Source organism: Sporosarcina sp. ACRSM (assembly GCF_022346545.1).
Lineage (GTDB): Bacteria > Bacillota > Bacilli > Bacillales_A > Planococcaceae > Sporosarcina.
The window spans coordinates 1-21,795 of record NZ_JAKRNU010000021.1; the positions used below are offsets into that span (position 1 = coordinate 1).

Here is a 21,795-nt window from a genome sequence, read left to right on the forward strand (position 1 = left end):
GTGTGGAGCTGACAGATACTAATCGATCGAGGACTTAACCTTGATTAAAAAGGGCATGGTTGTCCCTGATATTTGTGAAAACCAATGTTGGTTTTATCCGGTTTTGAGCGAACAAGCTCAAAAGAGTCTGGTGCCGATGGCGAAGAGGTCACACCCGTTCCCATCCCGAACACGGAAGTTAAGCTCTTCAGCGCCGATGGTAGTTGGGGTTTTCCCCTGCAAGAGTAGGACGTCGCCAGGCGTCAAGGTCATTGCCGATAGGTAATGGCTTTTTTTGTGCTTATAAATAGAAAAATGAAGGTTTATTTAAAAGAATGCAAGAATAGGGGGGAGGGGAGTTCAAGGAACCAAGTGGCTAAGGCTAATGAAGGAATCCTTTGTTCAACGCCTTTCAAGGCTTTGGACACGGAAGTGAAGGGTTTGTCGCACCGATGGAAGACGGAGGCTCCTGTGCAATGGTAGGGCGTCTCTAGGCGTTAAGGTCATTGCTGATAGGAAGGTTTTTTGATTCATATCTCCTAACTTGAAAATAAGGATAAAACAACATATTGTATAAGTACACCGAAGAGATGGAAAGATTGAATTTTATGGATAGGGTAAGCAATTTATTTGTAAAAGATTCGAATGTAAATCTGTTACAAATTGCTTTAAAGGTTTCCAATAATTATATGGGGTGTATAAAGATATGGCTTAATTTTGCGGAACAGTGTATCTTTATTCATATTTTTCCGACCAAAGTAAGGCGTTCCAGTGAATAATTTATTCAGCGAATAATAGGAATACTTTTTCTTATTTGCAGTACCTTGACAGGTTTTGCGTGCGCTGATAACCTTTTAATAATATTTAACTGAAAACAATAGGAGGCGTAATGGAATGTGGGAATCAAAATTTGCACGTGAAGGACTTACGTTCGACGATGTATTGTTAATACCGGGACCTTCTGAAGTATTGCCGAAGGATGTATCTCTTTCTGTGAATTTAACCGATAAGATCAAATTAAATATTCCGATCATCAGTGCTGGGATGGATACGGTGACGGAAGCAAAAATGGCGATTGCCATGGCTCGTCAAGGAGGACTCGGTGTCATCCATAAAAATATGAGCATCGAGGAACAAGCTGAGCTTGTGGTAACTGTTAAACGTTCCGAAAATGGCGTTATTACAAACCCATTTTTCTTAACTCCTGAACACCAAGTATTTGATGCTGAGCACTTGATGGGCAAATACCGTATCTCTGGCGTTCCTATTGTGAATAATATGGAAGAATTAAAACTTGTCGGGATTCTCACAAACCGTGATCTTCGCTTCATCCAGGATTACTCATTAGTTATTGACGATGTAATGACAAAAGAAAATCTTGTAACAGCGCCTGTAGGGACAACGCTTGAAGATGCTGAAAAGATTTTACAGCAACATAAAATTGAAAAGTTGCCGATCGTTGATGAAAATGGCATTTTGACAGGATTAATCACTATTAAGGATATCGAGAAAGTGATTGAATTCCCGAATGCTGCGAAAGACAAACACGGTCGTCTTCTTGTCGGCGCAGCTGTCGGCGTGACAACAGATACATTGCTGCGTGTCGAAAAACTGGTAAAAGCGGAAGTCGATGTCATTGTCATCGACACAGCTCATGGACATTCAAAAGGTGTTCTTGAGACGGTTGCGGAAATTCGTCGTCTCTATCCAGACCTTGATATTATCGCAGGAAACGTGGCAACGGCTGAGGGTGCACGGGCATTGTATGAAGCTGGAGCTGATGTTGTAAAAGTAGGAATTGGTCCTGGCTCAATTTGTACAACACGTGTTGTAGCAGGCGTCGGAGTACCACAAATCACTGCTGTTTACGAATGCGCTACGGAAGCACGTAAGCAAGGGAAAACGATTATTGCGGATGGCGGCATCAAGTACTCTGGCGATATTGTCAAAGCGCTTGCTGCAGGAGGACATGCTGTTATGCTTGGAAGTCTACTTGCAGGTACGACAGAAAGCCCGGGAGAAACTGAAATCTTCCAAGGTCGCCGTTTCAAAGTATACCGTGGAATGGGTTCTGTGGCATCCATGGAACGTGGTTCAAAAGATCGTTACTTCCAAGACGAAGCGAAAAAACTTGTGCCGGAAGGAATCGAAGGACGTATGCCATATAAAGGACCATTGGCGGATTCCATTCACCAATTGGTTGGCGGTGTTCGTGCAGGTATGGGCTACTGCGGTACGAAGGATTTGTATGAACTACGTGAAAAAGCACAGTTTGTACGTATGACGGGTGCGGGCTTGCGCGAAAGCCATCCACACCAAGTCCAAATTACAAAAGAAGCTCCGAACTACTCACTTTAATGAAATAAAAATTGAGAACCGGAATGAAGGAACTTCAGCACCTTTCCTGCGTCTACATATGAGCGGAAAGGTGCTTTTTTGGTTTAGTTCCCATGGAGTAGTTGAGTTATGATAAAATGACCTTGGGGAAATAGCAATAACGGAGGTAGAAAAGTGAAACGGGAAATGAGAAAATGGGTGGCATTGCTCATAATGCCGCTGTTGCTACTGATGACAATTGGCGCGGTTCCTGCTTCTGCGGCGTCTACATTGGGCATTCATGTGGACGGGGCGATTTTAATTGACGCGGAAAGCGGAAAGATCCTATATGAAGAAAATGCAGATACGCCTTTAGGCATAGCGAGTATGACGAAAATGATGACGGAATATCTCCTTTTTGAAGCGATTGAAGAGGGGACGATCAGCTGGGATCAAGAGTATAAAGTGAATGATTATACGTATGCGATTTCACAGGATCGTCGACTCAGCAACGTACCGCTTCGGAGAGACGGAACGTATACGATTCGTGAATTGTATGAAGCATTGGCAATTTATTCCGCGAACGCGGCAACGATTGCAATTGCTGAAACAATTGCAGGAACGGAAACCGAGTTTTTGAAGTTGATGAATGCGAAAGCGGAAGAACTTGGGCTGGAAGATTTTAAATTTGTCAACTCAACTGGTTTGAACAATAGTGACTTGCAAGGGATGCACCCACAAGGGACAGGCCCAAATGATGAGAACGTCATGCCTGCCAAGTCGGTTGCAAGACTTGCGTACCATTTATTGTGTGATTATCCTGAAGTGTTGGAAACGACAAAAATTCATACAAAAGTATTCCGTGAAGGTACAACCGATCGTACTGAGATGAAAAACTGGAACTTTATGCTACCGGGTTTAATTTACGAATATGAGGGCGTTGACGGCCTGAAAACGGGCACGACGGATTTTGCGGGACATAGTTTCACGGGCACAGCGGTAAGGGACGGCAAACGTGTTATCGCGGTTGTGATGAAAGCTGTCGATGCAAATGGCGTTGGTTCGTATAAAGCAAGATTTGACGCAACACGTGCTTTGTTTGATTACGGATTTAGTCAATTTTCAGAAGTGGAATTTGTTCCTGCCGGCTATCAGTTCGATAAACAAAAGGAACTGGATGTCATCAAAGGAAAAGAGAAAAAAGTGTCCATCGCTGTGAAAGAACCGATCCGGATGATCGTTAAGACAAGCGAAAAAGATTTATATGTGCCGGAGCTAGTTATCGATGAGTCGAAGCTGACAGATGGTGTATTACAAGCGCCTATAAAAAAGGATACGGTTGTGGGACATGTGAAGCTGGTGAAGACGGATGGTACCGATTATGGCTTTATCGATGATAAAAATTCGGGTACTGCTGTTGTGACGGTTGATGCGGTCGATAAAGCAGGTTGGTTTGCGCTCATGATGGGTGCGATTGGTGATTTCTTCGCAGGCATTTGGACAAGCGCTATCGATTTTGTTAAAGGGTTATTTAAATAAGTAAGAAAAAAGGTGTAGAGTCCCGGGGCGGATTCTACACCTTTTTGATTTGCCATGCAGCCATCAACTTTTCCACGGCGGTTTTGATTTCCTTGATGGAAAGGCCGCCGAAGCCGATGAGAAAAGAAGGTTCGCCTGTCACGGCGGTGCTTCTGTATTCATTTACGCTATAGACACGGATACCTGCTCTTCTTGCCGTTTCTTCGAGGGCCGCTTCAGTGGTTTGCGTATGGACTTTCAGAATGATATGCATGCCTGCTTCATCGCCTGAAAATGAAACGGACGGCGCATATGCTAATAGTGCTTCTGATAACACTTGGAGTTTTCGCTTATAGGTCTTCCGCATCCGGTTCAAATGGCGCGAGAAATGTCCGTCAGCCATAAAGCGCGACAGAATATGCTGATCGAGTCTGGGAACGGTGGCAGCATAGTGGATGAATGCCTTCTCGTATCGATCGAGCAACACGGGAGGAAGCACCATATAGGCGATCCGTAGCGAAGGCATAAGTGATTTTGAAAATGTACTTAAATAGATGACGTTCCCGCTTTTATCCATCCCTTGCAGAGAAGGAATGGGACGTCCGCTGTACCGGAATTCACTGTCGTAATCGTCCTCGATAATAAAATGCTCGTCCTTTGAGGAAGCCCAGTTCAATAAGGCGATCCTACGCGCTGCAGAGAGTACTGTACCGGTCGGAAACTGATGGGAGGGGGTTACATAGGCAATGGTTGCTCCCGAGCGCTGGAGGGCTCGTACATCCATTCCTTCGTCATCGACCGAAATCGGTATCGCCTCCCGGTTGTTATGATAAAAAACGTGATGGGTGAGCGGATACCCAGGATCTTCTATCGCATAGGTCGCTTCGGTGCCTAAAATCCGGATTAGCAACGGCATTAGTTGTTCGGTTCCCGACCCGACAATGATTTGTTCGGGCGTGCAATCGACACCACGTGAATGATATAAATAACGCGCGATTTCCTGCCTCAATTCATAGTCGCCATGCGGATGACCGAGGAGTAATAGGTGTTGGGAAGATTCATCTATCACATCCTTGGCGTACTTTCTCCACTGATCGAAAGGAAAGGAACCGGTGTCAATTTTTCCAGGCGAAAAATCGAAAGCAATGTCCTCTTTCATTTTATTGAAGGTCTTCTCAATCGGTACCACCGGCTGGACGTAAGAGAGTTCTTCAATGGCTTGTACGTAAAATCCTTTTCGCGGTTGAGAAGAGATGAATCCCTCCGCTATAAGCTGTGCATAGGCGAGCTCGATGGTCGTCTGGCTCACGGCAAGGAATTCACCGAGTTTCCGTTTGGATGGAAGTTTCATGCCAATCGGTAATTTACCGTTTGTAATGTCGCGGCGAATTTGGTCGTAAATTTGTTCATATAACGGGCTCTCTATATTTTTCTCCAATTTGATCAATAACATTTCCATATTGATGCCTCCAACTGACCTCTTTAATTTGAATTAAACTGGGTATTTTAATAAGGTCATAATCCATTATACTGAACAATAAGAAAAGGGGGAAGAAAAAATGAATTTTCAATACGGTGGAGTCATTATGGATGTTATTAATGCAGAACAGGCAAAAATTGCAGAGGCGGCAGGTGCGATTGCAGTAATGGCGCTTGAGCGTGTCCCTTCGGATATTCGGAAAGCGGGAGGCGTTGCGCGCATGGCTGATCCGCGTATCATTGAAGAGGTACAAGGTGCTGTGTCCATCCCGGTCATGGCCAAAGTGCGAATCGGCCATATTTCAGAAGCGAGAGTATTGGAAGCGATGGGTGTAGACTATATCGATGAAAGTGAAGTATTGACGCCTGCAGATGAAGAATTCCATCTGTTGAAAAACCAATACAACGTTCCATTTGTTTGCGGAGCACGGGATCTAGGGGAAGCAGCCCGCCGTCTTGGCGAAGGAGCGAAAATGCTGCGGACGAAAGGGGAACCGGGTACGGGTAACATCGTAGAGGCCGTACGTCATTTACGTAAAGTGAATGCGCAAGTGAACCGGATCGTCCATATGAACGAAGATGAAATCATGACGGAAGCCCGCGATCTTGGCGCACCTTATGAAGTGTTGCTTGCAATTAAAGAGCACGGTCGACTACCGGTTACCAACTATGCAGCGGGCGGTGTGGCAACGCCAGCGGATGCAGCGCTAATGATGGAACTTGGTGCGGACGGTGTATTCGTTGGGTCAGGCATTTTCAAATCAGAAAACCCAGAGAAATTTGCACGAGCCATCGTTCAAGCGACACAAAACTTCAAGGACTATCAATTGATTGGTGAACTGTCTAAAGATATCGGTACGCCAATGAAAGGTTTGGAAATCGCCGGTTTAGCTGAAGGCGAGCGTATGCAAGAACGCGGCTGGTAAATAACAATTTGAAAAGCGGAGGGATAGCCCTTCGCTTTTGTTCTGCTCATATTTCCAAAAAGGAAAGCGCATACATACAGGCGAGGGTGCAACTTGCCAAAATATTGTCCATATGTTAGGGTAAGTATAATTAATTGCAAATAAGAGACGATGATGGGAAGTAGTAACAAGTTTGTTTTTTGAAGAGAGCTGGCGGTTGGTGCAAGCCGGTAAAGACACTTGTGAATCCGTCCTTGAGTAGCCGGGTCGAACTAGAAGTAGGCCTGTGCCGGTTCTTGAACCGTTATTTCAATGAGTGGATAGGACAAAGGTGTTCTGTCAATTTGGGTGGCAACGCGGGTAGTTCTCGTCCCTTATATAAGGGGATGGAGGGCTTTTTTTATTGTCTATTTCCATTATTGTCGATATTTTAAGGAGGAATAAACGATGTTGGATATTAAAAGAGTCCGTGCCAATTTCGATGAGGTGAAGGAGAAACTTTCGAAACGTGGGGAAGACCTTTCCGACTTTGATAAATTTGGCGGTTTGGATGAGAAAAGAAGAGATTTGATTGCGAAAGTGGAGTTACTGAAAGCGGAACGTAATGAAGTATCGCAAAAAGTGGCAGAAATGAAGCGCAACAAAGAAAATGCCGATGACGTCATTGCACGTATGCGCGCAGTCGGCGATGAAATCAAAGGTCTCGACGAAGAACTTCATAAAGTCGAAGAAGAGCTTGATTATATTATGATGCGTGTACCGAATATTCCACATGACAGCGTACCGGTTGGCGACAGCGAGGACGACAATGTTGAAGTGCGTACTTGGGGAGAACTTCCTGAATTTGCATTTGAAGCGAAACCGCATTGGGAAATCGGGACAAGCTTGAACCTACTTGATTTTGAAAGAGCGGCAAAAGTGACGGGAAGCCGTTTTGTTTTTTATCGTGGGCTTGGTGCACGTCTTGAGCGGGCATTGATCAACTTCATGATGGACCTTCATAATGAGGAGCATGGCTACGAAGAAATGTTACCGCCTTACATGGTGAACCGTACAAGCTTGACGGGGACAGGTCAACTTCCGAAGTTTGAAGAAGATGCATTTTTAGTCGAGGAAGAAGACTACTTCCTCATTCCGACATCAGAAGTACCGGTGACGAATTTTCATCGTGACGAGATTCTAGATGGCGCACAGCTTCCACTTGCTTATGCAGCATATAGCACGAACTTCCGTTCAGAAGCAGGTTCTGCCGGCCGTGATACACGTGGATTGATCCGTCAGCATCAATTCAATAAAGTAGAGCTTGTCCGTTTTGTAAAACCCGAAGATTCTTATGAAGAGCTGGAGAAATTGACAGGCCATGCGGAAAAAGTATTGCAGTTGCTGAAACTTCCGTACCGTGTATTGAAAATGTGTACGGCGGATCTTGGATTTACAGCTGCTAAAAAATACGATATTGAGGTATGGATCCCGACGCAAAATGTGTACCGTGAAATCTCTTCTTGTTCAAACTTCGAGGATTTCCAAGCGCGCCGTGCTTCAATCCGTTTCCGTCGTGAAGCGGGAGCAAAACCTGAATATGTGCATACATTGAATGGCAGTGGTCTGGCGGTTGGCCGTACAGTGGCTGCAATTCTTGAAAATTACCAGCAGGAAGACGGTTCAGTCGTCATTCCGGAAGTGCTTCGTCCGTATATGGGTGGAAAAGAAGTCATTACGAAATAAGAACATGCTTGAAACCGTATTGAAAGTAAAAAGCAATCGCGGGGACGTCATTCAATGTCCCGCGCGATTGCTTTTTTCGTCTAGACTCCAGCGCCTAGGGGCTTGCGCTTTTGTTGCTTTCTTTTTCCGTTCTCGAATGGCCCTGAAAAATGCCGTCAGTATTTCCCCGCATTCATCTCCCAGCACACCTTCCGTCACATCGCATTCGTGATTGAAGCGTGGATCGTTCAGCAGTCTGTAGAGGGAGTCTACACAACCGCCTTTCGGATCACGTGCTCCATAGACGACTCGCGGTACCCTCGATTGCAAAATGGCACCGGCACACATCGGACATGGTTCTAATGTGACATACAATGTTGTATCTTCTAAACGCCAGCTGTCGATTGCTTTGCATGCCTCTTGTATAGCGGATAATTCCGCGTGGGTGACCGCATTTTGGGTTGTTTCACGTAAATTATGTGCACGTGCAATCACTTGATCTTGATAGACAATGATGGCTCCGATAGGCACTTCACCGAGCGCTTGCGCTTTCATTGCCTCGTCGATCGCCATTTGCATATAAAATCGATCCTTTTCAAAAGCATCCATGTTCATCTCTCCTTGTAAACAGTGTAGCATTGAATTTTCTTCAGTAGAAGTTTCTAATGGTTCGGCCCGAATGTTCCACGTGTAACAATTCAGAATGTTGGAGACTGACTTACATTAGTCATTCACTATTCTTCAACCGCTCCGTATGATAAAATAAAGAGCACTTATTGAGCAATAAGGGGGAAACTTAGATGTTTGTTCCGTTCATAACGGTTGAAGGGCCGATTGGTGTTGGGAAAACATCGCTTTGCAAAGCAATTGCGGAAACACAACATTATGATCAGTTGAACGAAATTGTGGATGAAAATCCGTTTTTAAATAAATTTTACGATAACATCGAGGAATGGAGCTTCCAGACCGAAATGTTTTTTCTTTGTAATCGCTATAAACAGCTCAGTGATCTCAAAACGACAATCAATGAGGAGAAAAAGCCTGTTGTAGCGGATTACCATATTTTCAAAAACCTCATATTCGCGAAACGAACGCTACGTCCCGATGATTATGTGAAGTACGAGGAAATCTACAAAATCCTGACGAAGGACATGCCCGTGCCAAATCTTATCATTTATCTTCACGCCAGTTTGGAAACACTGATGAAGCGTGTGCAAATGCGTGGACGTACTTTCGAAAAAAATATGGATCCTGCCTATTTGCAACAGCTAGCAGAAGATTATGCTGCATTTATCACTTATTTTGAATCGGCACATCCTGAGATCCCGATCCTTCGATTCGATGGAGATGAGCTGGACTTTGTAAACAATGAACAGGACTTGCAATACATTTTAAATCGGGTGGATGAAACGATACAAAAAGGAGCACTTTGAATGAATTTACGCGAAAAATATGGAATTCCCAATAATGCGATCATTACAATTGCGGGAACGGTCGGTGTCGGGAAGTCGACGATGACACAGGCACTTGCGGATGCATTACAATTTAGAACATCATTTGAGAATGTCGATCATAATCCATATCTCGATCTTTTTTATGAGGACTTTGAAAAATGGAGCTTCCATTTGCAAATCTATTTCTTGGCGGAACGTTTCAAGGAGCAGAAACGGATGTTTGAGTACGGCGGAGGCTTTGTCCAAGACCGTTCCATTTATGAAGATACAGGGATTTTTGCAAAAATGCATCAGGAAAAAGGGACGATGAATCCTGTCGATTACGAAACGTACACGAACTTGTTTGAGGCGATGGTCATGACACCTTATTTTCCACATCCGGACTTGCTTATCTACTTGGAAGGGCCGCTGGACGGTATCCTGTCGCGGATCCAAGAACGAGGCCGTCAGATGGAACAGCAGACGCCCATTTCTTACTGGGAGGAAATGCATGGCCGTTACGATAAGTGGATCAACTCCTTCAATGCATGCCCCGTACTGCGATTGGATATAAACGATTATGATCTGTTGAAAAATCCACATGAAGTCGAAACTATTGTGGAGCGGATCGGGCACTTTTTTGAACAGACCGCATTTTTAAGAAAATAAATCATACAGGTAAATCAGCCATTCAGTTGTGGCTGATTTTTTTTTCTAGACCCGAGCTCCTGAGCAGGCGCTTACGCTTTTGTTTATTCACAAAACAATGGGCACTTGAATAGATTGTAGTGTTTACACTTACGGACATCATGGGAGTGATTAGGAAGTGAAACCTAACGCACAAAATACAGCGCCCGTTCGCTATATTTTGAGTCAAGCGCATCCAAGCTATGGGCGATACTGTGTTAATCAAGCAGAGACTGACTTTGTCAATATGAACAGACTGCTTTGGATGGAGCACGTCAACTGGACGCGAATGACCATTATCAGTATTGTTTTTGGGCTGCCAGATTTACCATTCGTACAAGAACGTCTTTTAAGGAATGCGACTGATTTGGGGAATTGTTTGCGTCCTTTTTACGGCGATCAAATCGCGGATCGATACGCCGCACTGATTAAAGAGCACCTTGTGTTAGCTGCAGAATTGGTGACGGCGGCAGTAAAAGGGGATGAAAAAACGGCAGCGGAAAAAGAAAAGGAATGGTATCGAAATGCGGATGACATTGCTACATTCTTAAGCAACATTAATCCATATTTAGAAAAAGATGGAGTAAGGGCCATGTTTTACACTCATTTAGCGCTAACGAAGTATGAAGCGGTGTGTATGATTCAGAAAAACTTCCAAGAGGATATCGAGGTATTTGATAAAATTGTAGCGGAGGCATTGGCTATGTCAGATATGATTGCCAATGCCATCGTAAAACAATTTCCAAACATGTTTTTGCCACAATGTTGAAAAACCGGCATATCACCTAGTCAGGGTGATATGTCGGTTTTTTGGTGTGCCCGGCATGGGCTATAACTTGGTGGTGAAAGTCCACTACAGGCTTGGCAGTAGGAACTGTTAGCTTAAGGCAAGGGTGTCCACCGTGAGGTGGAATCTGAAGGAAGCCGGCGGCAAAATCCCGAACTGACGGACAGAAACTGTATATAAGGCTGAATTGGAATGGACGAGTTTGCAAAACATAACGAAGTCCAATACTGCACAAGTTCCATACAGTAAATACAGCAGTTACATGGGAGGAAGGTTATAGCTCTTACCCGGGGAGGTCTCGCGGACGAGTGGAAACTCGGTTGAAATAAGATTTATCGTGAGAAGTCAGCAGAAACCATAGTAGTTTCCTTACGGAAATGAAGGGTGGAACAATCTTAAATCTTGGAAAACAGGGAGGTGTAGACATCACCGCCGAAACGCAGAAAACATCGTGGTAAAAAACCGATAGATGGCTACCTATGGAGAGATAGGTTGGAAACCGAAAGGTACATAGGAGTGCGCAGGGATGTCGACATGGATATGAAAGAACAAGATGGTATCAACTTAATTGACAAGGTTATTGCAGATGGCAACCTTTGGAGTGCATACAAAAAAGTAAGAAGTAACAAAGGTGCTCCCGGCATTGATGGCATTACCGTTTATCAACTAAAAGGGCACATGGAAAAATACTTCAAACCACTCAAAAGGAAGTTGAAGGACGGTACCTACCAACCTCAACCAGTCAAACGAGTTGCCATACCAAAATCTGATGGGTCCAAAAGAAACTTGGGAATCCCGACAGTTCTGGATAGGGTAGTACAACAAGCTATTCTACAGGTCATTGAACCAATCATTGACCCGGAATTCTCGGAGAACAGTTTTGGTTTCCGAAAAGGCAGGGATGCGCATCAAGCCATAAAGCTGGCAGAGCAGTACTACCAAGAAGGATACCGAGTCGTAGTGGATTGTGACCTAAAGAGTTATTTCGATACGATACACCATCAGAGAGTACATGCGTACTTGGAGGAGTTCATATCAGATAAGATTATTTTGAAGCTGGTCTGGAAATTTCTCCGATCAGGTATTCTTGATAAAGATATCTATATCGAAACAACAGAAGGGGCGCCGCAAGGTGGACCACTTTCTCCAATTCTTGCGAATGTCTACTTGAATAAATTAGACAGAGAACTGGAAAAGAGGGAACATCGCTTTATTCGGTACGCAGATGACTTCGTCATTTATGTCAAAAGTAAACGTGCGGGGGAACGAGTGATGGAAAGCGTCACCCACTTCATCGAAAAAGATTTAAAACTCTTTATCAATCAGGAAAAGAGTAAAGTCTGCGGAGCAACTTCGGCAACGTTTCTTGGGTTCAATATTCAAAACCTCATGGGAAAGTTGGATGCCGACCAAGCAAGTCGGCAAAACAACGATTCAAAAACAAACTGAGGAAAGCAACGATCCGCAAACGATCCGGTACATTTTCGGACATCGTTAAAGAGATCAATCAGATTACGGTGGGATGGATTAACTACTACGGAATAAGCAGAATGAAGGCCTTCATTCTGGAAACCCAGCAATGGTTAAATCATCGACTTAGGCAAATCGTCTGGAAAAGGTGGAAGAAAGTCCGTACGAGATACGCAATGCTTCGTAAATATGGCATCGATCATGAGGATGCCATAAAACAAGCAAATTCCCGAAAGGGATACTGGCGCACTTCGAGTACTAAAATCTTGCATCGTGCAATAACAAAAGAAAAACTCATAAAGTGGGGACTGAAAGATATGTCCCAACTATATGAGCAAAGATACTTAAAAGATTGAACCGCCGTATACCGAACGGTACGTACGGTGGTGTGAGAGGTCGGCTAATCAACTAATGGTTAGCCTCCTACTCGATTTTAACGAAGTACAGCTGATTTGTGGAAAAACTCTTCGTACAATCCTTTTAAGATTTTGTTTTCATCTTCTCGATGGACACCGAAGACAAGGCTCACTTCAGAAGAACCTTGGTTGATCATTTGGATGCTGACGCCTGCACGGGCAATAGCGGATGCTGCACGGGCGGCAAGCCCAGTCGTATGACGCATCCCTTCACCGACCAGCACAATCATGGAGTAATTTGAGTGCAGATGTACGTCGTCAGCATTCAATTCTTCCTTCACTCTTTGGATGATGCGTGCTTCTTTATGGGGAGTGAGGAATTTGCTCCTGATGATAACTGAAATATTGTCGATGCCAGATGGCGTATGTTCAAAAGGAATTTCCTCCTCCTCCAGTATTTGTAATAAACGTCGACCAAAACCGATTTCTTGGTTCATTAAATATTTGTCAACGAATAATGTTGAGAAGCCGCTATCCGCTGCAATGCCGATGACCGGGTGTGTAGAATGATTTCGTTCTTTCACGATCATTGTGCCGGGGGCATCCGGATTATTCGTATTTTTGATGCAAACCGGAACGGAACGTCGGAACGCCGGCATCAGCGCTTCGTCGTGGAAAACAGAAAAGCCGGCGTATGCCAGTTCACGCATTTCACGGTACGTCATTTTATCGATGGCAATTGGATTATCGACAATCGTCGGGTTAGCCGCAAATACGGAGTCGACATCAGTAAAGTTCTCGTATAGCTCCGCTTCCAGTGCAGCGGCTAGTAAAGATCCGGTAATGTCAGACCCGCCTCGGTTGAACGTACGGAGTGTCCCATCTTCTGTGTAACCGAAAAAGCCAGGGAACACGATGATGCCAGGTTGATCGCGCAACTTTGCCAGCCGTTCATCACCGGCCGGCAACGCTTGAACGCGTTCAGGTCGATTGGTTACGAGAAGGCCTGCTTCTTTCGGACAGACATAAGTGGCTTCAAGGCCAATATGAGAGAAATAGGCCGCAATCAGTTTAGCATTATTATCTTCTCCGGATGCTTTCAGATTATCCATAAAAAGGTCGGCATCATTTCGATCGAAGTCTAGTCGTTTACGTAAATCCTGTTCGATGATTTGGATAATTTCATCTGAAAGATCAAGCTCCGTCGCGATTAGGCGATACCGGTCAATGACTTTTTCCAGTTCCCAGTCCGTGTTCTCTCCTTTTAAGGCTTGTTCAGCAAGGTGAATCAGCAAGTCTGTCACTTTTTCATCTTCACTGAATCGTTTGCCCGGTGCTGAGACGACGACCACTTTACGGGAAGGGTCTGCAGTGACAATGTTCGCGACTTTTTTAATCTGTTCTGCGGATGCGACGGATGTTCCACCAAATTTACATACTTTCATTTTTATCAAATCCTATCTATTCAATAATAATAATTTTGAGTTATTTCAAATTAGATGAAAAACGGGGTTGTTATTCACCGAGTATTTCACTATAATGTCCTTATACAAAGAACGATTGTTTTTTCATAGTGTACATATAGTTAGGAGAATCGTCAATGAAAAATGAAATAAATATTGGATTGTTAGGATTTGGCGTTGTCGGGAGCGGGGTGGCGAAAATCTTACAGAACCACCAAGAGGACTTACGCCATAAGCTCGGGGCTTCTGTTGGTATTAAAAAAGTTTTGGTGAAAGATTTATATAAAAAAAGAGATACTTCCCTTTCATCGGATGTGTTCACGTCTGATTTACAAACGATACTCGAAGATCCTTCCATTGATATCATCGTCGAGGTGATGGGGGGAATAGGCGAAGCCAAAGATGCGATTGAAAGTTCCCTCCGTGCTGGAAAAGGTGTAGTGACGGCTAACAAGGACGTCATGGCAGAATACGGCCGTGAATTGTTGGAATTGGCGGATGTGAATAATTGCGATCTGTTATTTGAAGCGAGTGTCGGCGGTGGTATTCCATTGATTCGTACATTGGAAGACGGACTGGCTTCAGATCGCATCAGCGCTTTAATGGGTATTGTGAACGGAACGACAAACTTCATTCTGACAAAAATGAAACATGAAAAAATGTCCTATGAAGATGCACTAATGGAAGCGACGGAACTTGGCTTTGCGGAAGCTGACCCATCAGCGGATGTCGATGGCATCGATGCTGCACGTAAAATGGTCATTTTGGCATCTCTTTCATTTTCAACAGAGGTTCGCCTGGAAGACGTATTTGTGAGAGGATTAAAAGAGATCCGTGACGGCGACTTGGAACTTGCAGAGCAGTTCGGTTATACAGTGAAACTTGCTGGATCTGCCCGTAAAGATGAAGACGGAGTAGAAGTGGCGGTTGAACCGGTATTTTTCCCGAATTCGCATCCATTGGCATCGGTTAACAACGAGTTTAATGCCGTATATATTTATGGCGACGCGGTTGGGGAGACGATGTTCTATGGACCGGGTGCGGGCTCCATGCCGACAGCAACATCCGTGACGGGAGATATTGTTGCGGCCTGTCGTAATTTATTGCTTGATGTGAATGGAAAAAGACCGCATGTAATGCAGTATGAGCGAAAAGTAAAAAATGATTGCGAAAAATATTCCCGTTATTTCCACCGTATCCATGTGAAAGACGAAGTCGGTGTGTTAACGAAATTGACGGCAATTTACAGTGCGCACGGTGCAAGTTTGGCGACGGTTGTCCAAGACTCCGATAAAAGTGAGTCAGGTGCGGAGCTGATTTTTATTACACATAAAATTTCTAGACAGCAACATCTCGATATTGCAAATGAATTAAATGAGACACCAGAGGTAATCGGTTTACTAAGCCATTACCGGGTAGAGGGGGAATAATGATGAGAAGATGGAATGGATTAATTGAAGAGTATAAAGAATGGCTGCCGGTGACAGAAAACACACCTGCGCTGACATTGCAAGAAGGGAACACACCCCTCATTCATCTGAAAAACTTATCCGAACAATGGGGCATCAATCTGTATGTCAAAACGGAAGGAACAAATCCGACAGGTTCCTTTAAAGACCGCGGAATGGTCATGGCCGTTGCCAAAGCAAAAGAGGAAGGGAAAGAAATCCTCATCTGTGCATCGACAGGCAACACATCAGCATCTGCAGCAGCATATGGAGCACGCGCAGGTATGCGGACGATCGTTGTTATTCCTGAAGGGAAAATTGCCCTTGGGAAATTGGCGCAAGCTAAAATGTACGGTGCTGAAATCGTCGAAATTGCAGGCAACTTCGACGAAGCGTTGAACATGGTTCGGGAAGCTGGAGAAGGAAAAGTGGCTGTTGTCAACTCGGTCAATCCATACCGTTTGGAAGGACAGAAGACGATTGCGTTTGAAGCGATCGAACAGCTAGGCCAAGTACCGGATGTGTTTGCACTTCCTGTCGGCAATGCCGGCAATATTTCAGCGGCTTGGAAAGGGTTCAAAGAATATGCCGAGCGCAAAGGGACAGCAACACCAAAGCTTCTTGGTGTGCAGGCGGATGGAGCAGCGCCAATCGTCTATGATCGGGTGTTTGAAGAGCCTGAAACAGTTGCAACAGCGATCCGCATCGGAAATCCTGCGAGCTGGCAATTGGCGAAGAACGCACTTGCAGAATCGGATGGAGCAATATTATCGGTAACTGACGAAGAAATTTTGGCTGCCTATAGCTTGATCGCTTCTACGGAAGGTGTATTTGCTGAACCAGGTTCTTGTGCAACCATTGCGGGGATCAAAAAACGCCTTGATGCTGGATTGTTGGAAAAAGGCACGACAGTTGTCGGTATCCTGACAGGAAACGGATTGAAAGATCCTGAAACAGCCATTAAAGTGAACGAAGACAAAACGTTGTTATCCCGTGAACAATTCGATGCACTATTGAATGACTTGAAAGAAGGGGCCAAGTGATGCGAGAAGCCGATTTTTCAGTAGTTGTTCCTGCAACTACGGCGAATCTCGGTCCTGGTTTCGATAGTATCGGGCTGGCGCTTGCTTTGTATATGAAAGTGGATGTGACAGCGGCTGACGAATGGACCGTGCAATACGATGGCGATGAATACGGGGAATTGGCGAGTGGAGATGATAATCTGATTGTGACGACGATCCAACACGTGGCAAAGCGTAAAGGACAGGTAGCCTCACCGCTACAACTTCGCGTTCAATCTGATATCCCGCTTGGAAAAGGACTTGGTAGTAGTGCCAGCGCCATTGCGGCAGGAATTGAAATTGCAGATCATTACCTATCATTGGATCTTTCCGCAAACGATAAAGTGCGGATCGGTAGCGAATTGGAAGGGCATGCGGATAATGTATCCGCGGCATTATTAGGCGGTGTGACGGTATCCTACTTTGTAGAAGAGGAAATGGATATCATTCATTTACCAGAACCTAAAATCGGGGCGGTACTTCTCGTTCCACCTGCAGCGCTTCAAACAGAAAAGTCACGGGGGCTATTGCCTGAACAACTGTCGCATAAGGAAGCGACAGCCGGGAGTGCGGCAAGCTGTGTGATGGCCGCGGCAATGGCACGAAATGATTGGGATACGGCAGGACGGATGATGGAAAAGGATATCTTCCACGAACCGTATCGGAAATCATTGCTACCTGATTTTGAGCAGATCCGTTCCGCTTGTCGTGAAAATGGAGCATACGGAACGACAATTAGCGGGGCAGGTCCGTCCATATTTGTGGCAGTGAAACAAGGCGATGAGAAAAAGTTGGCGGAAAGTTTAGAAGAAAAATTCCCTTATTATACACCTCTCGCCATCCAACCATCCACTACAGGGGCGGTTGTGAAAAAAGTACTTGTATGAAAAACGAAAAAAGGTGACCCACTCGCGAAGGAATGGGTCACCTTTTTATTTAGTCATGTATTTAAAAAGAAGCGCACCATGCAAATTGCATCAGTTTCGCTTCTTGTCATTTTTAATTTGGTTTACTGTGAAGAAAAATCCATTAAATTTGTAACGGATCTGATCTCCAGACTTATGCGCTAAGTTGAAAATATGGCGGAGGAAGAGGGATTCGAACCCCCGCGGGCTTTAACACCCCTGTCGGTTTTCAAGACCGATCCCTTCAGCCAGGCTTGGGTATTCCTCCGTAACAACAAAATCTAATTTACCATGTTTGAAACAGAGTGTCAACAGCTTTAAAATAAAAAACGAAAAAAGTTTCGAATTGATTTTTGTATAAAAAAAGAGTATACTTAGAAATGCCGTGCTAGGTGGGGAGGTAGCGGTGCCCTGTAACTTGCAATCCGCTCTAGCAAGACTGAATCCCTTTTCGAGGCTGTCCGTATTGTAGGGTCTGCCTCTTGCACGTAGTGTTGACGTTTGGGTCCTGCGCAATGGGAACCCATGAACCATGTCAGGTCCGGAAGGAAGCAGCATTAAGTGGACTCTCTCATGTGCCGCGGGGTCGCCTAGACCGAGCTGGCGACAGGAGTAACGCTTATGTGCGGCTGTCGAAGGAAGGTGCACGGCATTACATTTGAAAATGAATCCGTCCGTATTCGCGGACGGTTTTTTGTGCATATTCAGGCGTAATTGATTGTACATAGAAAGATTTCTTATAACGATTTGTGCTATAATAGAAACATTACTGTATTGCGTCAAAAGGAGGAAAAACTGTTGGTATATCAAGCATTTTATCGCGTGTATCGCCCGCAGTCATTTGCAGAAATGTCGGGACAACAGCATGTGAAACAAACCCTTCAGAATGCCCTCCTTCATAACAAGACGACGCACGCCTATTTATTTTCAGGCCCGCGTGGAACCGGGAAGACGAGTGCGGCGAAAGTGTTCGCGAAAGCGTTGAATTGTGAAAACGGTCCGGCGAAAGAGCCGTGTAATGCATGTCCGACTTGTCTTAGCATTACAGAAGGATCGAATACAGACGTTATCGAATTTGACGCGGCATCCAATTCCAGGGTTGAAGAAATGCGGGACATTATTGAAAAGGTACGTTTCGCTCCCTCGAATGCACGTTTTAAAGTGTATATTATAGATGAAGTGCATATGTTGTCGAATTCGGCATTCAACGCATTATTGAAAACATTGGAAGAACCGCCGTCGCATGTCGTTTTCATATTGGCGACAACAGAACCTCACAAACTTCCGCTTACGATCATTTCAAGATGTCAACGATTCGATTTTAAACCGATTACACCATCCGATATTATCGATCGGATGAAAACGGTTCTTGCAGATGCAGGCATTGAATCTGACGAAGATGCTTTGAAAGTTATTGCACAGGCAGCCTCAGGAGGGATGCGTGACGCACTGAGTATGCTTGACCAAGTCGTCTCGTTCAGTGGAGATCGATTGACGGTCGAAGATGCTCTATTGGTGACCGGGTCGATTGGTGAAGGGATTTTCTATCAATTGGCGGAGGCGCTTCTTGAAAAAGATGCTGGAGCAGCACTTTCTTTGCTTGACCGCTTGATCGCGGAAGGAAAAGATGTTTCGAGGCTTGCGGAAGACTTTATCACATTTTTCAGGGATTTACTGCTGTTGCGAACAGCGCCAAGTATGCAAGACTTGCTTGAACTTGTTTCGGGGGATGAACGTTTTATAGAGTTGGCGCAACGGTTTGATCCAGAGCTGTTGTATTCGTTCATTGATATTTTAGCGAAAACTCAACAGGAAATGCGATTTTCGAATCATGTGAAGGTCTATATTGAATCCGCTTTGTTAAAAATGATCCATCTCGATGCTCAACCTGGACAAAATAACAGTGGGCAGGGGAACGATCCAGGGCTTTCTCAAAAAGTTGCAGAGCTTGAACAAGTGATTAAGGGGCTGCAACAACAGATTGCCAGCGGAGCAGGTATGCAAGCTTCCGCTGAACAGGTTGCACAACCAAGAAAAAATGCATCAAAATCGATGCAAACATTCAAGATTCCAACGGGTAAAATCCATGAAGTACTCAAAATGGCTACGAAAAAAGACATCCAGACGATCCGAGAAGAATGGGCGGGGATGATGCAAACACTGCAAAAATCGCATGCTGCATTGCTGGATGAAACGGAACCAGTAGCAGCATCAGAGAACGCTTTTGTGTTAAAGTTCAAATATGAAATCCATTGTCAGATGGCCTCAGAAAATGCATCGCTTCGCGCGGGGCTGGCGGAAGCGTTACGTACCCGAACCGGTAAAGCGTATGATGTTGTGTATGTCCCGGAAGAAGGTTGGTTGAAAGTTCGGGAAGAATTCATCCGGAAAAACAAACTTGCGAAGCAACAGGATTCAGATGATCCGGCTGATACAACAAGTGTCGAGGAACCACTTTCCTTCGTGAAAGAAGCGGAACAAGAAAATTTGGACCCGCTCGTAACAGAAGCTGAGAAGCTCTTTGGCAAGGAATTCATAGAAGTTTTTGATGACTAAAATTTGGAGGAGGAAACAAACATGCGCGGTATGGGAAATATGCAAGGTATGATGAAGCAAATGCAAAAAATGCAAAAGAAAATGGCAGAGGCACAAGAAAAGTTAACAGAAGAACGTCTAGAAGGTGCCGCTGGTGGCGGTATGGTGAAAGTAATTGTGTCCGGGGATAAAAAAGTGATCGACGTCATTATTGACCCATCGGTTGTGGATCCGGAAGATGTTGAAATGCTACAAGATTTAGTTGTCATTGCAACAAATGAAGCAATGGCAAAAGCGGAAGAATTAACGAACTCCACAATGGGTCAATTCACGAAGGGATTGAACTTGCCTGGAATGTTCTAGGAGGAGCGGCAATGCATTATCCAGAACCAATATCGAAGCTGATCGATAGTTTTATGAAGTTGCCAGGTATCGGCCCGAAAACGGCGGGCCGTCTGGCGTTTTTTGTGTTAGATATGCAAGAGGACACGGTGCTCGACTTCGCGAAAGCACTTGTCGATGCAAAAAGGAACTTAAGTTTTTGTTCAGTATGCGGACATATTACCGATGTTGATCCTTGCCAAATCTGTCAAGATAAACAACGCGATGGTTCAATGATTTGTGTTGTTCAGGATCCGAAAGATGTCATTGCGATGGAAAAGATGCGAGATTATAACGGACTCTATCATGTTCTCCACGGAGCGATATCACCAATGGACGGAATTGGACCAGAAGATATTAACGTCCCTTCTTTATTAACAAGACTGCAAGATGAAAAGGTTGAAGAGTTAATATTGGCCACAAACCCTACAATAGAAGGGGAGGCGACCGCGATGTATATTTCAAGGCTTGTGAAACCATCGGGAATTGTGACAACAAGAATCGCTCACGGACTCCCTGTCGGTGGAGATCTCGAATACGCAGATGAGGTTACATTATCGAAGGCGCTGGAAGGGCGCCGGGAACTTTAGGGGTCAAAAGGGATGTTTAGTCGGAAGAGGAAGTTGAAAAAAGAATTTGATGATCGCCTTCTTTCCTTAATGCTAGAAACAAAAGAAGATTGGGAGAGAGCTCGAGAAATTGAGAGATATCTTAATGATTACGAGCAAGAAGTGATCGTTCGACGAAAAATTGCCGAAAGCAAACACTTTTATCTTTTTAAAGAAGCAAAAATCCGACAGTTAAGCAGTGAATGATATTCTTTCAATGAGGAGCATATACTGGACCATTCATTGGAAGGGGTGTTGCTCTATGAAAATTATTAGTATTGTAGCTGTCGGGTTCATTCTTCTTTTGTTGTTGGCAATGGACAAGAAACAGATTCAAAAAGTAATGGAAAGGTTTTCTGTTTTTTGGTTCCGACTCGCCTTTGCATTTCTTATTCTATTTGCAATGAATGTAGCGGGTGGTTTCATTGGCCTTTATGTCCCGGTCAACATTGCGTCAGGCTTGCTACTAGCGGTTTTAGGCATACCGGGATTCGCTACAATTTGCGCCTTTGCATTATTTTTGTAAAAAGTGTTGACTTCGCTTTAAAGATAATGTAGTATTATATGAGTCGCCAATGAGGTATACGGCAGACGAAATTAAGAATAAAAAAAGTTGTTGACATCAAATCAACAAAGTGGTAAGATATAAGAGTTGCTGCTGAAACGCAGTAACGATATGAACCTTGAAAACTGAACAGCAAAACGTTAACAAATACAGTTTGTTGAACCAACTCTGTTGAGGATACAAACACAAACGAAT

Annotated in this window: 20 protein-coding genes, 1 tRNA gene, 1 rRNA gene, 1 other RNA gene and 1 other annotated feature; of the genes, 19 read left to right on the forward strand and 4 right to left on the reverse strand. The window is 44.5% G+C overall.

Features of this window, described 5'->3' with window-relative positions; translation table 11 throughout:
• The first annotated feature begins 126 nt into the window (after positions 1 to 126).
• From rrf to MHZ95_RS20540, 3 genes are all read left to right on the forward strand, one after another.
• Positions 127 to 241: ribosomal RNA gene (rrf, locus tag MHZ95_RS20530) — 5S ribosomal RNA — on the forward strand.
• Between the two features lie 632 nt (positions 242 to 873).
• Positions 874 to 2,337, forward strand: coding sequence for an IMP dehydrogenase (guaB, locus tag MHZ95_RS20535; protein WP_239392659.1), 1,464 nt, complete (start codon positions 874 to 876; stop codon positions 2,335 to 2,337).
• Positions 2,338 to 2,490: 153 nt separating this feature from the next.
• A complete protein-coding gene (locus MHZ95_RS20540) occupies positions 2,491 to 3,834 on the forward strand; it encodes a serine hydrolase (protein WP_239392660.1) in 1,344 nt (447 codons plus the stop codon).
• A gap of 34 nt (positions 3,835 to 3,868) precedes the next feature.
• On the opposite strand, the gene pdxR is transcribed toward MHZ95_RS20540, so the two are convergent.
• Positions 3,869 to 5,272, reverse strand: coding sequence for a MocR-like pyridoxine biosynthesis transcription factor PdxR (pdxR, locus tag MHZ95_RS20545; RefSeq protein WP_239392661.1), 1,404 nt, complete (start codon positions 5,270 to 5,272; stop codon positions 3,869 to 3,871).
• A gap of 100 nt (positions 5,273 to 5,372) precedes the next feature.
• On the opposite strand from pdxR, the gene pdxS reads away from it, so the two are divergent.
• On the forward strand, positions 5,373 to 6,218 hold the full coding sequence (pdxS, locus tag MHZ95_RS20550; protein WP_239392662.1) for a pyridoxal 5'-phosphate synthase lyase subunit PdxS: 846 nt from the start codon (positions 5,373 to 5,375) through the stop codon (positions 6,216 to 6,218).
• Between the two features lie 141 nt (positions 6,219 to 6,359).
• Positions 6,360 to 6,575, forward strand: a binding site (T-box leader).
• Positions 6,576 to 6,644: 69 nt separating this feature from the next.
• Positions 6,645 to 7,922 (forward strand): serine--tRNA ligase, encoded by a 1,278-nt coding sequence (gene serS, locus MHZ95_RS20555; RefSeq protein WP_239392663.1) that lies wholly within the window; start codon positions 6,645 to 6,647, stop codon positions 7,920 to 7,922.
• A gap of 51 nt (positions 7,923 to 7,973) precedes the next feature.
• Here serS and tadA read toward each other — a convergent pair whose 3' ends face one another.
• Entirely contained in the window at positions 7,974 to 8,510 is a 537-nt protein-coding gene (tadA, locus tag MHZ95_RS20560; protein ID WP_239392664.1) for a tRNA adenosine(34) deaminase TadA, read from the reverse strand.
• Between the two features lie 191 nt (positions 8,511 to 8,701).
• On the opposite strand from tadA, the gene MHZ95_RS20565 reads away from it, so the two are divergent.
• The 5 genes from MHZ95_RS20565 (at position 8,702) to MHZ95_RS21035 (ending at position 12,634) form a co-directional block, all read left to right on the forward strand.
• Positions 8,702 to 9,334, forward strand: a complete 633-nt coding sequence (locus MHZ95_RS20565; protein WP_239392665.1) for a deoxynucleoside kinase — start codon at positions 8,702 to 8,704, stop codon at positions 9,332 to 9,334.
• On the forward strand, positions 9,335 to 10,003 hold the full coding sequence (locus MHZ95_RS20570) for a deoxynucleoside kinase (protein WP_239392666.1): 669 nt from the start codon (positions 9,335 to 9,337) through the stop codon (positions 10,001 to 10,003).
• Positions 10,004 to 10,160: 157 nt separating this feature from the next.
• Entirely contained in the window at positions 10,161 to 10,790 is a 630-nt protein-coding gene (locus MHZ95_RS20575; protein WP_239392667.1) for a hypothetical protein, read from the forward strand.
• 552 nt (positions 10,791 to 11,342) lie between these two features.
• Complete coding sequence (ltrA, locus tag MHZ95_RS20580) at positions 11,343 to 12,257, forward strand: group II intron reverse transcriptase/maturase (RefSeq protein ID WP_370643136.1); 915 nt, start codon at positions 11,343 to 11,345, stop codon at positions 12,255 to 12,257.
• 11 nt (positions 12,258 to 12,268) lie between these two features.
• Positions 12,269 to 12,634: a group II intron maturase-specific domain-containing protein gene (locus tag MHZ95_RS21035; RefSeq protein ID WP_370643137.1), complete on the forward strand. Its 366-nt coding sequence runs from the start codon at positions 12,269 to 12,271 to the stop codon at positions 12,632 to 12,634.
• A 77-nt stretch (positions 12,635 to 12,711) separates the two neighbouring features.
• On the opposite strand, the gene MHZ95_RS20585 is transcribed toward MHZ95_RS21035, so the two are convergent.
• Complete coding sequence (locus MHZ95_RS20585; protein WP_239392668.1) at positions 12,712 to 14,079, reverse strand: aspartate kinase; 1,368 nt, start codon at positions 14,077 to 14,079, stop codon at positions 12,712 to 12,714.
• Positions 14,080 to 14,234: 155 nt separating this feature from the next.
• Here MHZ95_RS20585 and MHZ95_RS20590 point away from each other — a divergent pair, with 155 nt between their 5' ends.
• Genes MHZ95_RS20590 through thrB form a run of 3 tightly spaced genes read left to right on the forward strand, consistent with a single transcriptional unit; the run spans position 14,235 to position 17,493 of the window.
• Positions 14,235 to 15,527, forward strand: a complete 1,293-nt coding sequence (locus MHZ95_RS20590) for a homoserine dehydrogenase (RefSeq protein WP_239392669.1) — start codon at positions 14,235 to 14,237, stop codon at positions 15,525 to 15,527.
• Between the two features lie 2 nt (positions 15,528 to 15,529).
• Positions 15,530 to 16,588 (forward strand): threonine synthase, encoded by a 1,059-nt coding sequence (gene thrC, locus MHZ95_RS20595; protein ID WP_239392670.1) that lies wholly within the window; start codon positions 15,530 to 15,532, stop codon positions 16,586 to 16,588.
• Entirely contained in the window at positions 16,588 to 17,493 is a 906-nt protein-coding gene (gene thrB / locus MHZ95_RS20600; RefSeq protein ID WP_239392671.1) for a homoserine kinase, read from the forward strand. Before thrC ends, thrB begins: the two co-directional genes overlap by 1 nt.
• A 193-nt stretch (positions 17,494 to 17,686) precedes the next feature.
• Here the strand turns inward: thrB and MHZ95_RS20605 are convergent.
• A tRNA-Ser gene (locus MHZ95_RS20605) sits at positions 17,687 to 17,779 on the reverse strand.
• 115 nt (positions 17,780 to 17,894) lie between these two features.
• Between MHZ95_RS20605 and ffs the strand changes: the two genes are divergently transcribed.
• From ffs to MHZ95_RS20635, 6 genes are all read left to right on the forward strand, one after another.
• Positions 17,895 to 18,161, forward strand: an RNA gene (ffs, locus tag MHZ95_RS20610) — signal recognition particle sRNA large type.
• Between the two features lie 148 nt (positions 18,162 to 18,309).
• Positions 18,310 to 20,067 carry a DNA polymerase III subunit gamma/tau gene (dnaX, locus tag MHZ95_RS20615; RefSeq protein WP_239392672.1) on the forward strand — a complete coding sequence of 586 codons (1,758 nt, stop codon included), beginning with the start codon at positions 18,310 to 18,312 and terminating at the stop codon, positions 20,065 to 20,067.
• 21 nt (positions 20,068 to 20,088) lie between these two features.
• Positions 20,089 to 20,409, forward strand: a complete 321-nt coding sequence (locus tag MHZ95_RS20620; protein WP_239392673.1) for a YbaB/EbfC family nucleoid-associated protein — start codon at positions 20,089 to 20,091, stop codon at positions 20,407 to 20,409.
• 11 nt (positions 20,410 to 20,420) lie between these two features.
• Entirely contained in the window at positions 20,421 to 21,017 is a 597-nt protein-coding gene (gene recR / locus MHZ95_RS20625; RefSeq protein WP_239392674.1) for a recombination mediator RecR, read from the forward strand.
• Positions 21,018 to 21,029: 12 nt separating this feature from the next.
• Complete coding sequence (locus MHZ95_RS20630) at positions 21,030 to 21,242, forward strand: YaaL family protein (RefSeq protein ID WP_239392675.1); 213 nt, start codon at positions 21,030 to 21,032, stop codon at positions 21,240 to 21,242.
• A gap of 55 nt (positions 21,243 to 21,297) precedes the next feature.
• Positions 21,298 to 21,561 carry a pro-sigmaK processing inhibitor BofA family protein gene (locus MHZ95_RS20635; protein ID WP_239392676.1) on the forward strand — a complete coding sequence of 88 codons (264 nt, stop codon included), beginning with the start codon at positions 21,298 to 21,300 and terminating at the stop codon, positions 21,559 to 21,561.
• Positions 21,562 to 21,795: the final 234 nt, after the last annotated feature.